The sequence below is a fragment of the Methylobacter sp. genome (genome assembly GCF_036845245.1).
Lineage (GTDB): Bacteria > Pseudomonadota > Gammaproteobacteria > Methylococcales > Methylomonadaceae > Methylobacter_A.
Genome location: NZ_DAIUEH010000016.1, coordinates 78,572 through 90,924, shown reverse-complemented (window position 1 = coordinate 90,924; position 12,353 = coordinate 78,572). Strand labels below are relative to the sequence as shown.

10 protein-coding genes are annotated in these 12,353 nt (G+C 42.7%); 1 reads left to right on the top strand and 9 read right to left on the bottom strand.

The genetic code is table 11. The annotated features are described in order from the left end of the window. Window positions 1-153 precede the first annotated feature (153 nt). The 9 genes from V7051_RS09105 to tagH form a co-directional block, all read right to left on the bottom strand. Complete coding sequence (locus V7051_RS09105) at window positions 154-552, bottom strand: hypothetical protein (RefSeq protein ID WP_333874579.1); 399 nt, start codon at window positions 550-552, stop codon at window positions 154-156. A gap of 301 nt (window positions 553-853) precedes the next feature. Further along, the gene (locus V7051_RS09100) at window positions 854-1,051 is read right to left on the bottom strand and encodes a hypothetical protein (RefSeq protein ID WP_333874580.1); all 198 of its coding nucleotides are present in this window, start codon (window positions 1,049-1,051) and stop codon (window positions 854-856) included. Window positions 1,052-1,062: 11 nt separating this feature from the next. Then, the gene (locus V7051_RS09095) at window positions 1,063-1,794 is read right to left on the bottom strand and encodes a PP2C family protein-serine/threonine phosphatase (RefSeq protein ID WP_333874581.1); all 732 of its coding nucleotides are present in this window, start codon (window positions 1,792-1,794) and stop codon (window positions 1,063-1,065) included. A 1-nt stretch (window position 1,795) separates the two neighbouring features. Further along, complete coding sequence (tagF, locus tag V7051_RS09090; RefSeq protein WP_333874582.1) at window positions 1,796-2,554, bottom strand: type VI secretion system-associated protein TagF; 759 nt, start codon at window positions 2,552-2,554, stop codon at window positions 1,796-1,798. After that, complete coding sequence (gene tssM / locus V7051_RS09085; RefSeq protein ID WP_334168735.1) at window positions 2,536-6,096, bottom strand: type VI secretion system membrane subunit TssM; 3,561 nt, start codon at window positions 6,094-6,096, stop codon at window positions 2,536-2,538. The genes tagF and tssM overlap by 19 nt, the downstream gene beginning before the upstream one ends. A gap of 108 nt (window positions 6,097-6,204) precedes the next feature. Further along, on the bottom strand, window positions 6,205-7,503 hold the full coding sequence (gene icmH / locus V7051_RS09080; RefSeq protein WP_333874584.1) for a type IVB secretion system protein IcmH/DotU: 1,299 nt from the start codon (window positions 7,501-7,503) through the stop codon (window positions 6,205-6,207). Between the two features lie 3 nt (window positions 7,504-7,506). Next, window positions 7,507-8,844: a type VI secretion system baseplate subunit TssK gene (gene tssK / locus V7051_RS09075; protein WP_333874585.1), complete on the bottom strand. Its 1,338-nt coding sequence runs from the start codon at window positions 8,842-8,844 to the stop codon at window positions 7,507-7,509. 29 nt (window positions 8,845-8,873) lie between these two features. Continuing rightward, window positions 8,874-9,386 carry a type VI secretion system lipoprotein TssJ gene (gene tssJ, locus V7051_RS09070; protein ID WP_333874586.1) on the bottom strand — a complete coding sequence of 171 codons (513 nt, stop codon included), beginning with the start codon at window positions 9,384-9,386 and terminating at the stop codon, window positions 8,874-8,876. After that, on the bottom strand, window positions 9,376-10,776 hold the full coding sequence (gene tagH, locus V7051_RS09065) for a type VI secretion system-associated FHA domain protein TagH (RefSeq protein WP_333874587.1): 1,401 nt from the start codon (window positions 10,774-10,776) through the stop codon (window positions 9,376-9,378). Before tagH ends, tssJ begins: the two co-directional genes overlap by 11 nt. 418 nt (window positions 10,777-11,194) lie before the next feature. On the opposite strand from tagH, the gene V7051_RS09060 reads away from it, so the two are divergent. Continuing rightward, a complete protein-coding gene (locus V7051_RS09060; RefSeq protein WP_333874588.1) occupies window positions 11,195-12,337 on the top strand; it encodes a type VI secretion system protein TssA in 1,143 nt (380 codons plus the stop codon). The last annotated feature ends 16 nt before the right edge of the window (window positions 12,338-12,353 follow it).

Sequence of the window (12,353 nt, the reverse complement as noted above, 5' to 3'; positions counted from 1 at the left end):
GGTCAACCGGTCAAGATAGTTGTCGCCGACCGGACAGGGTAATTGTCGCCGAACATATAACCATGAGCGGTTTCATCAGTCATTAGACTATCGGACGCCAGCTGATGTGTATTTGGCCAAGCGTCATGAAGAAACGGAAATAACAACTTTTTATCAATCCAGCTCTATCTTAATTCCATGATTATTTGGTCTGGACAATGGGGAGTACCTTACCATTTCCTGGGTTTCACAAGGATAGGCCACTACAAACATTTTACGGCTATAGGAAAGACGAAAATGACCCACCTTGATCTTCCTGCCAATCCCGCCTAACTCGACAAATTCTTCGCTCCAATCAAACTGGCATGTCTCTCCTGGGGGAAAGGCTAAAGGAATAAAGACTTTGGTGAGAGCAGGTGTTATTTTCTGTTCGAGTTTCCAATCCTTCACATAACGTTGCACCCTGTCATAGGCGCCCCGATAGCCTTCTGCCTGTAGGCCTTCAAACAAACGTTGCGCAGTTCTTCGTTGTTTTTTCGGAAGCCGAGATTCTACTTCCAGCCATTGTTTCAAGCGATCCTGAAAATCACCCAGCTTTGAGAAAATTTGAAATTTTTCGATGATAAACGGGTTCTTCAGTCGTTAATAAATGTTTGCGAACGGTGGTACGAGACAGGTTTAATGATCTTGCGATGAAGCTGGTGTCCTCACCGCTTATAAAATGACGCCTTCTGATTTCGGCAATAAAATCCATAAACAACACCCAAGGTTTCTCCGGCAAAATACCGGATCATGACACATATCAGGGTGGAACAGTTTTCGGTAATGGGTCAAATATGTGAATTGCACATATAATATCGAGTATGACCTGTTATCAAGAAATTACCTGCCCGGCTTGTGGCAGCAACCTCATCATTTTCGACGCTGTTTTCCCTGATTCCTTGGCCATTTTTCCACGCTGTTTTACAAAAACACCTGTCCTTAGATAGCAGCTAATTGCTCTAGCTGCTGGAAAAATTAAACGTTCTTTTGTTGTAAAACTGGCAAAATTTAGACGCCGTTTTCCAGCCATTGATTGAGCCGTCAATCATTCGGCTTGGAAGCTTGTGTCAAAATTATAGATATGTTGTCTTGCGCCTCTCGCTCCAATGCTAACTCTATTAACTGAATGAGACTTTCCTCAATGGATGCCTTTTTAAGTATGCTTTCTATTTCTGTATCACATACTTCTTTATTTAAGCCGTCGCTACAAAGAAGAAAGATATCTCCATCCCTTATTTCCTGAATTTGAGCATCCAAGTACAAATTTTCTTCCCCTCCAATAGCATGAGTCAGTATTTGCGAAAAAGGGTAAGCTTTGACTTCTTTAATGCTGGAACCTTCAGCAAGTAGTCTGGATTTATTATTATGGTCACGGGATATTTGTTTTAGCACTCCTTTCCGAAAAATATAAATACGACTGTCTCCAGACCATAAATATACGCAATATTGATGACAGACTAATAAAATCACCACTGTGCTACCGATAATTTCATTATCCCCGCCTTCGGCTGCCAGATTGAGCAACTTTTGATTAACTTTAAGCAAGGCACTATATATTTTCTTAACTGTTGAGCCGATGGTCTGCTCGGGTATGAGCGCTTCCAGGCTATTGATTATCGAGGCGCTTGCGACTTCACCGGCTTTGTGTCCGCCCATTCCGTCAGCAACTACCCATAATTGTTTATTCGGCAGATTTAAAAAGGCATCCTGATTGATTTTTCGCTTCTTACCAATATGCGTCAATCCATACGAATTCCATGTAAAATCAGTCATATCAGCGACTTCCAAAAGGTAGGATGGGATAGCGTTGCCCCTCCCATCCCCATTTTTGCCAGTTTCCATCAAACAAGGCAGCCATACCCTCAAAATGTGGGAGACCTTCGCAGATCAATAATGATGGAGAGACCTGCTCTGAACCTTGAGTCCACCACAGACTATAGGCAAAACAATGTTCTTTGAGTGTATTGTCTAAAATATAGGGCAGCAGGCCCGGGATTGATTCAATTGATTTCAAGGGTTGTTGCCAGGCATGGTGAAATGTATTTTCAGGTATTGGAATCAACGATTGTTCTGTTTCAGCCATGCGGTCTTCAGGCTCATATATTAACTGGCTTAAACTATGGTTAAATTTTTCTAAGTCAAAACTATCCTCTAAACACGAAAGCACAAGTTTTTCTATGGAAGCAAACCATTTGTTTCTTATTTGCAAAGCAATAAAAGGATTTATATTTAGTTTGTCCATATGACTGACGGTCATCGGATAATAACGGCCGATTTTGTCTACGCTAGGCATCAAAACGCCTTGCCACCCCTGTTTGCCGCATATTCCAGGCGACAATACAAAACGGTATAGCGGGCTAGTCAAATAATAGTTGAGCCAATCATCGCCTAATTGCTGACGACTGGTGATGATAGCCTCTTGTAACCAGGCATCCCAGGGATCTATGAAACTTCCAGGCAGGCCTCTGCCGACAAAGTCTCCATGGGTATGCACTTTTCCATAATAACCGGGTACTATAAATTCTGTAGACATTGGAAAGCTTGAAGGTCTGGTAATTGAAATGGATTAACCACACTACTGGCTTGTAATTCAAATTTTGCTTCGCGTCCCTGAATTTTAAATGTCATGATAAAAATGGCAGGATTAGACGTGCGGGATATTTGTGCCTCATCAAAAAGGCGAAACAAGGCCCAGGGGCCCTCTTTAGAAATTCCGGATGTGCCTTGCAGGGGGGGCAATAATTGTATTCTGACTTGCCCTGAATCATTAGGCCCAGGCCATTTCATTGAAACAGGCCTAACCGGGCCGTGCGCATAGGTCAGTATTTGCCCGTCAACATCCAATATAAATTGGGTAATGTCCGGACTCATAGAAATTGGTTTAAGTTTAAAACTAACCGCTGGAGATTGTTTGCCCATGCGGAAAAAAGTGTTTTTAATGGTATCGGCTCTTTGGAATTGCTTTATTGCCATGGAAGATATACCTGATCCTCCTTCGTCCCGGTTGTTCCATTGCCAATTTTGTCCGCCTTTTTCAACTGAGGAAACGAGGTATTTGTTGAAAAATTCATCCATTAAACCGTTGGGTCCGAAAAAATAGGTGAAATCTTCATAAGTAATTTCCCGCGAGCTTTTTGCAATGGGGTAAAGTCCCTGTATAGCCTTTTGGCAGAATGGCAGGACCGATGATTGCCACATGGCGTTTAACTGTTTTCTGACTCCTCCGCTGACTAAGTTTTGGCTTCCCTCGGCGATATTTTCCATCATGCGGCTAACAGGAAAAGGAGCTCGCTTGCCGTCCATTTTTACTTTTTCGACAATTTGGACGATCTGTTTTCTTTGCTCTCCAACAAGCTCATCGCCACTGGCGTGTAATAAGGAGTTAAGATAAACATAAAGTTCGTTGAGCAGTGAAAGGGAACGCTTAAGCGCCGAGGGTGATTCATTTTCGCTTTGTACTAAGTCATGCAGATCTTTGAAATGATTGGTCACCAGATTTGTGGTTATTTCGGGAGGCATGACAACCTTTGATTCGGTTGTGCTGCTTATAATGGTGTCCAGTGTCGATTTTGCAGTTGTCAGTTTGTCGCTAGCTTTATCTAATAAAGATTTATCTTTTTTTACCAGACAACTCATACTGGTTTCCTGATCAACGGCTTCAAGAAAAAGCCGTAAAGGCGAATTGTCGGATGAAACGATATTTAAAACCTCAACCATTTGGGTTTGGCCGGAAAACGGTGTGATCTGTATATCATCCAACAAAGCGTCCCATGTCTTAATGTAATCTTCCAGGTAAAGTTTAAAAACATTTTCGCCCAATAACTTAAGTTCTTGATCGGATAATTTTTCTTGTTTTGTCATTCCAATTACCCAATTTTCTTCGGAATACTGATCGATTAAGCGGTCAACATGTTTTAAAAAGACATCACGGTATCCGGAACAGGTGAATAAACCGGGAATGCCCTTTGTAAGAGGATTGCCGCTTTTACTGGATAAAACCAAAGTAGCATCACGGCCCGCTTTTTCACTTACACGAAAATCAGGGATTTCAATGTTGCTTAATTCCAATCTCAAACGAGAGTAAAGTCTTTTAGCGACGGGGGTGTTTTCAAGTGATGCTCTCGAGCCGGCTATCAACTTAGTGTTTAATGGACGGGGCAGGGGAGTAGGGCGGAAATCCAATAAGGCATCCAAGTGCCCGGTTAGCGCCTGTCTTTGCTCATTAGTTACTTCAAGCGGTAAATTATGTTCCCAATCAAGTGTTATCCATGTCCGGATTGCCTCAGGATTATAATGTTCAGGATAAGAAAGCATCAGATAGACCCTAAGCGCTTCGTAAAGGTAGTCGGTATTATTGGTATTATTTTGTATTTGTTGTTCAATTCGAAGCATCAAACCGGGTAAAAAAACCTCCTTCAGTAAGTTTTGGTAAAGCTTTATGGCCGCCTTGCCAAGTTTGTCGCCCTGATAAAGACCAAAATTTAAAGACCACGGGGTTCCCTCAGTCTGATCAGCATAACCGCCCGAAATCTCCCTGGTTTTATCTAAAATGCCCAAGATCGATAATAAGTCAGTTTGGTTGGGATCAACAGCTTTGAGGGACTGTTGCACCTCTTTCGCTTGTTCAGCCACCTGTTGAATGTAAATTTTATTTCTTACAAAACTGCTTACCCAGATAGTTGCCATCAATAAGGCCAATGCGGACACGGATAAGAACGCTCCTCTTTGCAACCATGCTCGCTTACTCTCCAGATTGAGATTGCTGCCGGCTAATCCTGATTCTGCGAAAATAACATCGCTTAATAATCGATTGATAAAGAAGCTTTTGCCCGGACTGGCGATAGGCGTAAGATTCTGACGATCCAAGCCGAAATTATTAGCTAAAGAACCCATGATTCGGTCTATGGGTGAGCCTTCCTGAGTGCCGCTGGTGAAATAGACGCCCCGAACCATGGCGGGATATTCATAGCGCGATAGTTGAAAGATTTCATCAAGAAACGGCTTAATGACTTCGCTAAGAGAAATGAATTGTTGTGGGAAAGTGTAAATCAGATTGCGCCTTTCCGAACCACGTTCCCGTTCCAGTTTGTCAATAAGTTGATTTTGTAATTGTTTTTCAAGAAGTTCAAATTCAGAGGGGAATTGATCTACGATATTTTCTTTTGTATTTTCGTTTAACGGGAATGTCATGCCCCAGACTTGAGCGCGCTTTTCCCGATCAAGATCATCAAAGAATTCCATAAACCCGGCCAGTAGATCGCATTTGGTAAACAAGACATAAACCGGGAACCGCATATTAAAATGCTCGTGCAACTCCTGTATGCGTTTTCGAATCGATTGCGCCAATGCTTGCTGCTGGGCTTTGTTTTGCTCCAGTAAATCAGTAATGCTGACGGCAATGACAGCCCCGTTGATGGGTCTTCTGCTGCGATGTTTTTTAAGCAGATCGAGAAAACCCAACCAAGCGGCCTGATCGACTTTTCCATGGCTGTCCTGAGTGGTATAGCGTCCTGCGGTATCAAGTAAAACCGCTTCGTCAGCAAACCACCAATCGCAATTTCGAGTACCTCCTACACCCCGAATGGCATCCTTTCCATAATGATCGGAAAGGGGAAATTTCAGATCGGAATTTTTGAGCAAAGTCGTTTTGCCGGAACCCGGCGGACCAATAATAATATACCAAGGCAATTGATATAGAAACTGCTGTCCGGTACGGCCGCCTAAGCGTGTTTTTTTTAGGATTTCCAGTGCTTCCTGCAAACGATCTTTCAACGTTTCGATTTCTTCTTTAGATGCTTGAAGCTCCGGGCTAAGGCTGGGTTCCGAGGTCGTTGCCAATGCCGACAAAATTTGGTTATTTTGATTTCTTGCTTTAAAAAAACTCCAAATCTGAATAGTTAACCAAATCGCGAAGAAAGCTGAAATTAAATAAATACGATGAGTTTCGGGTTCTAAGGGCTCATATTTGGCGAAAGCGAATAAAGGACCTATGAACCAGATAAACAAAGCTAGAGCTATGATGCCAAGTAAAGAAACAAACCAGCGTTGCTTAATAAAATTCAATAGCTTCATCATATCCTTAGATCCTTAGTCGATCATTACCTGATTAGTTCCAGGCAGCCGCTTGAAGTGCCCATTTAAGCTAACCGTTGTCTTCTAAAAATTGCTTTAAACAGGCGCTCGTTATTTTAATAATGTAATGACAACCCGCCTGTTTTTTGATCTCCCTTCAGGCGTTGCATTCGAGGCGATTGGCTCCAAATCCGATTTCCCTTCTATAACTATTCTGTCCGGGGCAGCCAGTTTTTGTTTGATGACATCAGCTACTGCCTCGGCTCTGGCTTGGGATAAGTGCCAATTGGACGGATAGCGCGCACTTCGGATGGGGACGTTGTCCGAATGCCCGGTAATCACAACCTGGCCTTGCAATTGATTTAAAGATTCTGCAATTCGATCTAATAAGATCATGATGCCTTGATTAACGGCAGCACTGCCGGAACTAAATAAATTATCGCTCGGAAGGGTTATTGTGCTTTGCCGCGATGACTCGGTGACCTTGACCAAGTTTTGACTGATTTCATTAGCCAGCAGAATCGATAGTGAAAGTTTGGGGGCGGGCAAAGGTTCCGTTTCTGTTTCAATGACTTCTGTTTTAGAGGGTTTTATGGAGTATATTTGCCTAAAGACCGGGTCAGACGCGGTGTTTAAATTAAACAAAAAAACGCTGAACATGATTGCAAGCAAACCAGCAGCCACCGCCCCAAAAACCCATAAAGGTATCAGCCTCATCAAGGGGTTACGGCGGTCGGTTATACCTTGCCAATGGGGCGATAGCGTCGTATCGGCAATGCCTCTTTCTTTTTGCAGGATTTGGTAAAGCCATTCCCGGATGCTGATGAGTTTATTTTTCCCATTTTCGATAATGCGGTAACGCCCTTCGAAACCTAAAGCCAGGCATAAGTACATCAATTCCAGCAAATTTCGATTTTTCGCCGGATTTTGCGCTAACGATTTAAGCAAATCAAAAAAGCGCTCGCCGCCGGAAACTTCTTTATGAAATAAGCTCAGCAAGCTTTGTTGCGCCCATCCGCTGTTGTTGCCCCACGGCGTATTTAACACGGCTTCATCCAGGACGGTACAGAGCACATAACTGGTGCTGGATGTAGTGTCCTGGTCTATTCCCGCAGATTGTGCATTAATCTGGAATTGCTGAATTTCCTTGATTATTTTGTTTTTTAAACCAACCGTATCCGATTGTTTTTTGGATGTGTTTAAACGCGTTAACAATGCCAGAAGACCGGAAGAAGCCTTTTCAAGAGGGTTTAAACGACCAAGCCTGGGCAGTGGAGATACACTACTGTCTGTTTCGGGGGGGGGGGGCGAAGAGTAACGGAGATCCGAACGTTTGCCTCCCGGTATCGGACGAATAATCGTTCTATCGTCAGATTGCTGCGGTGATAAGAAAGGGTCGTCAGAAGCCATGGGTTATCCTCTTATTGCCCAAAACTCAAGTTCAAGTCCAGGGTAGTCGCCTGAAAAATGCATGGCGATAGTGCCGCTTGTTTCAAGTTCTTTCCAAAGACTATGGTTTTTATCTAACTCAAAATAGGTCATGCCTTTATGGAAGGGAATTTGCCTGGGTGCAGCTGCTAATGCATTCAGTTTAATGCCTGTTACTTGCGACATAACAAGATCACGAAGCTTTTCAACGGTTGCGATAGTGGTTTGCCTGGGGACCTGACTGCGTAACTTGTCGGTCGGGATATCTGCGTTGACAGCAAGAATAAAATCAGCTGTATTCAGTAATTGGCGATCAGCTATGATGGCTGTTCTTATTTGGTGAGGATGTTCTTCCAGCGGAATAGGAATTGCCCGGTAAGTTGGTTCCCAGCTTAACGCTTTTCGGAGCTCGGCTATTACCGGTTCAAAACTTTTAGTTAAATCTTCGTGTACATAAGCAGGCAATCCAATGGGCCGGTGATTGGTTTGGGTGATAGTTGATAGTTCCCCAAGCATTAGAATCAGGTTACTGAAAAGCCGTTCGGGGTGCAACCGGGTTACCGAATTGAAATGACTAAACAGAGGTTCGTAGCGATTGATAATCTGTAGATATAAAAAGTCTACTATTTCAGCGGTTCCACCTGCTCCGGGCGATCCTAATCGCTGTGCAATCGCCTCTCCCCGATGATGCAGCATACCTTCAATTTCTTTCGCATAATTGGTAAGCTGATTTGATGCGCCAATGTTTAAGCATGTGGGTATAAAAGACTTATCCAGGATTATGTGTTTGTCTGTTTTTACTTCGATGATTTTAGCTATGGGGATAGCCACAAAGGCATCTTGATTTTGACTCGATAACCGTAAACGCGGCCATAGTTCGCCACTTTGAATGGTTATGCTGTCTTGGTCGAACTGGGTATGCGTATCTTTGACGTCAATTTCTTTGAGTTTATATCGGCTCAGTTCATCTACATTGTCGTCCCATGTTAATTCTTTCCCGGCAGATCTGCGAACCGGTAACGATAAGTAGATGATTTCGTTTAATGTATCAGGCGGAATTTCCAGCGGTGCTAACGGGGAATTTTGATCAAGTATGTTAAAAGGCGAGCCATCCGGAAATACGCCTTGGCAAGATGCTAAGACAATCTTGCCTAAAGCAAGCATTTGTTGGTCCAACTCGAGAACTGTCAATCCCCAACTGTAAATTTGCAAGCCGCTACAACGGTTTTCGATCCAGCTTTTGAAATTACGATCCTGTTGTTGAAAATGTTGAGGGCGAAGGAACATTCCTTCTGTCCAGATCACTTTGTTATTCTGCGACATATTGATTTACCCCAAGCAGTTTACAACGGTTATTTTTTCCAAATACTGGTATTCAGCTTTTCTATCAAAACTAATAAATCAGTGGATTTGTCATCGGTTACCCGAATTGAGTCTTTCCATATCGCTTGATTTAGGTCGCGAAAGGCTACCGAGACCGCTACATATTGGGTGTCGGCTGATAAAGTCCGTTTGATCTTTTTAACTTCGCCGGGTTTTAAATGATATTGCTCGGATACTATTAATTCAGGACCCAGCTGAGCATCATAATTTTCAAACAATTGATAAAAATCACCCCCTTCGAATTTGCCGAGATTTTTAAGTTCGTAGATTCGCATGACAATCGGTGATGGGCGTCCATCCACGTCTGGATTAGCCTGTTCAGACACAATCATGTTGACTTGAACAATTCGAGGGGGAAGCTCTGGAGCAGCTGCCGGTTTTTCGGGAGCCGAACTACAGCTGGACAAAATCAGTACGACCATAAAAAAAACGACTGTTGTAGCTTTCATAACTAAGCGCCTTGAATGGTTATCAAATTTCATTTGAAATATCTTTTTTTGCAGATTTCAATTTTTGCATTTGCTGCTCATAAGTTTCCGCAAATGCTTGGCCGAATAGATGATAAAAATTATCTTCAGCCTCTTGTTTAATGTCCTCATACAGTTGTTCAAATAAATTCCATAATTTGGCCTGTTTATGAATCGGAATGCTTGCGCTTATAGGGCTTAGCCTTTGTAAGCGTTCTTCCAGCTTTTGCGGGTCAAACCGTTTAAGCACGGTCAGCAAGGCTGATTGCATACCGGCTATGACCGAATACTGGTGAGCCCGTATGTCATCAAAAGCTTCTTCAATAGCTTCTTTCGGCGGTATGTAGCCGGACTCTTTATGCAACAATAATTTGACCAGAGCCTCATCCACACTGACTGAAAATTTAATCGGATTATTTTGTTTGGCCCTAATAATAGTTACATCCAAATGCATTTCGTTTTTGATTTTGGCTCTGCCGATTAACACATCCATCGTTCCCTGAATGGCTGCCCTCAATATTGCGCCGATAATAAAAAAAGTCTCAGGGTCGATTGATTCTCTGAACTTGCCCTGTTCAAGTTGGGCGCCACGGAGGAAGCTTTGTATTAATTCCTCTTCAAAGGCACTTGCCGTATCGGATTTTTGCGGAGCCGGTAGTTCCTCTTGTTTGTTCTCCGGTTTTGCGGGTTTTATTTCTGTCTGAATTTGAGCCTGGGTAGCGGCAGTCTCAGAGGGTTGCGGCTTGTCTTTTTTATCCAGATACCAATCTTCAGAAAAAATATCGGCAGGAATGTCAGATGCCGGTTTAACATCGGTTAACTCAGTTGTCCGTTCTGAAAGGCAGGATAAAGCTTCTGCATAAGGTGAAATATGCTCATAATCACTTTCAGATGGATAGATTTTCTTAGGAATCGGACTATCTGGAAGATCGAATGGGTCAATCAGTTGTTCTCTAAAACTTCTCTCGCTGGAAGGGATTAAGTCGTTTTTATCTATCATCCCCTGAATCGCATCTGAATCGATGGCGGTAAATGAGGTATCTGAAAAAGGCGGAATTGTTTGAGAATCGGCCTCAAAAAAATCACCTTCAAGCTTTACTTCGAGAATGTAATCGCCAATGGTGAGGAGATCCCCATCGTCAAGTTTTGTACTGTTGCCATTTCCTAGTGGGGTTTTGGAGTTATTGATTAAGACGCCGTTGGCGCTGGTATCTTTGATGAAATAATCAGGAGAGCGATATTCAATTAAAGCATGATGCCCGGATACGTATCTGTTGGGATCGGGCAAAACAAGCGCATTGTCTTCTGTTCGCCCAAGTGAAGCAGTTTCTTGATTGAGCGTAATTTTTTTAGAGCTTTTAACATCCGCTCCGGCAAAAGATATGACACTTAAAGTAAGTTTCATCTAATTAGATATAGGTCTATTTAGTCTCATGAAAAGTTGGCTCTAGTCTGTGATTAGATATAAAACTTAAACGTCAATCAGACGCTACAGGACCCAGTAAATGATTCATTCTGGAGTATCTCTTGTTTGCCAAGCCTGATAAATACGTACAACTACGGGGATGTAAATAATTCCTGCCAACTCATAAAGCTGATCACCACGAAGATACGAAGTTTTATGCTTCGTGTCGCGGCTCGCCTGCATTCTTTGCCTAATCGATTCGATTCTGATGCAGCCTATGGATAATGAGAAGTTACTGTCGAACGACACTAAATCGGTATTTATACGTATTTATCAGGCTTAGCAAACAAGAGATACTCCGACTCATGCATTTTTAAAGATTCTCGTGGCATCGAACGTTGTCGAATTTTGAAAAAAGGTGAAAGCATTGTCTGACTTAGCTTTGGAACATTACCTTAAAGACATAGCTCCCGGATCTCCATGTGGCGAAAATCTTGAGACTGATTCGGATTTTGCCACTTTGGAGCTGGAAGCTAAAGGAACCGCTGAGCGTCAGATAGGCGATTTAAAAGTCCCGGCAAAGGAGCCTGACTGGAAAAAAGTTTGCGATTTAGCCTTAGCGTTATTGGAACGCAGTCGGGATATTCAAGTCGTTATGCATCTGACTTATGCACTGGTCCATATTGATGGTTTTATCGGGCTGGACAATGGATTGACACTTATTCGGGAATTGTTGCAAAAGCATTGGGATGATGTCTATCCCCGCAATGATCCTGAAGATGACTATCCCGTGCAACGCATGAATACGCTATGCACACTGAATGATTACAAAAAAATTCTTGGCCCTCTTTCAGAAATTCCTCTTACTAACTCAAAGCTTGGCAATTTTTCCTGGAATCAAATTGAAACCTCGAAAAACAGAGTCGATGCCTTAAGTCATATGACTCAAGAGGCCTATGAACAATCGTTAAATTTAAAGAGAGAATCAGAGAAGGATATACCAGATACCTTGGAAGAAGCGAAAAAAAAGGCATCTGATCAACTGGCTACTATTGATGCAGCGTTCAAAGATGCCAAGCTTGAAATTCTGAAATATCAACAAAAAACTGTTAAGCATGCCGTAGAGCAAGCCGAAGGCATTATAGCCATAGCCTCTGATAAGGCCGGATCTGAAAATACGCCGGATATTTCCCGCTTGGTCGCTTTATTGAAAAGCATCCAAACCTTATTAGACGAAAAAATTAAACTAAATGAAGCTTTAGCGCTTGAACAGAACACTTCTGGAACTGATGACTTGGCTCCTGCTGCCGGTTTAGTAACTGCAGGCGATGCGACAATCAAGAGTAATGGCATACATACTCGCGAAGAAGTCGTTTCTGCAATTGATGTGATTTCAAAATATTTTGAACGTTACGAACCTTCCAGCCCCGTTCCTTTTCTTTTGCAACGGGCAAAAAAACTGCTCTCAATGAATTTCATGGAAATTTTGCAGGACCTTACGCCTGATGCGGTCAGTCAGGCGGAAAATATTTGCGGTGTACAAAAACAAAATAAAAACTAACCCAAGAAATAGAAGC

Excerpts from the sequence above, each read along its gene's own strand:
- V7051_RS09100 (WP_333874580.1), bottom strand. The coding sequence starts at position 1,051 with ATGGCTGGAAAACGGCGTCTAAATTTTGCCAGTTTTACAACAAAAGAA.
- V7051_RS09095 (WP_333874581.1), bottom strand. The coding sequence starts at position 1,794 with ATGACTGATTTTACATGGAATTCGTATGGATTGACGCATATTGGTAAG.
- tagF (WP_333874582.1), bottom strand. The coding sequence starts at position 2,554 with ATGTCTACAGAATTTATAGTACCCGGTTATTATGGAAAAGTGCATACC.
- tssM (WP_334168735.1), bottom strand. The coding sequence starts at position 6,096 with ATGATGAAGCTATTGAATTTTATTAAGCAACGCTGGTTTGTTTCTTTA.
- icmH (WP_333874584.1), bottom strand. The coding sequence starts at position 7,503 with ATGGCTTCTGACGACCCTTTCTTATCACCGCAGCAATCTGACGATAGA.
- tssK (WP_333874585.1), bottom strand. The coding sequence starts at position 8,844 with ATGTCGCAGAATAACAAAGTGATCTGGACAGAAGGAATGTTCCTTCGC.
- tssJ (WP_333874586.1), bottom strand. The coding sequence starts at position 9,386 with ATGAAATTTGATAACCATTCAAGGCGCTTAGTTATGAAAGCTACAACA.
- tagH (WP_333874587.1), bottom strand. The coding sequence starts at position 10,776 with ATGAAACTTACTTTAAGTGTCATATCTTTTGCCGGAGCGGATGTTAAA.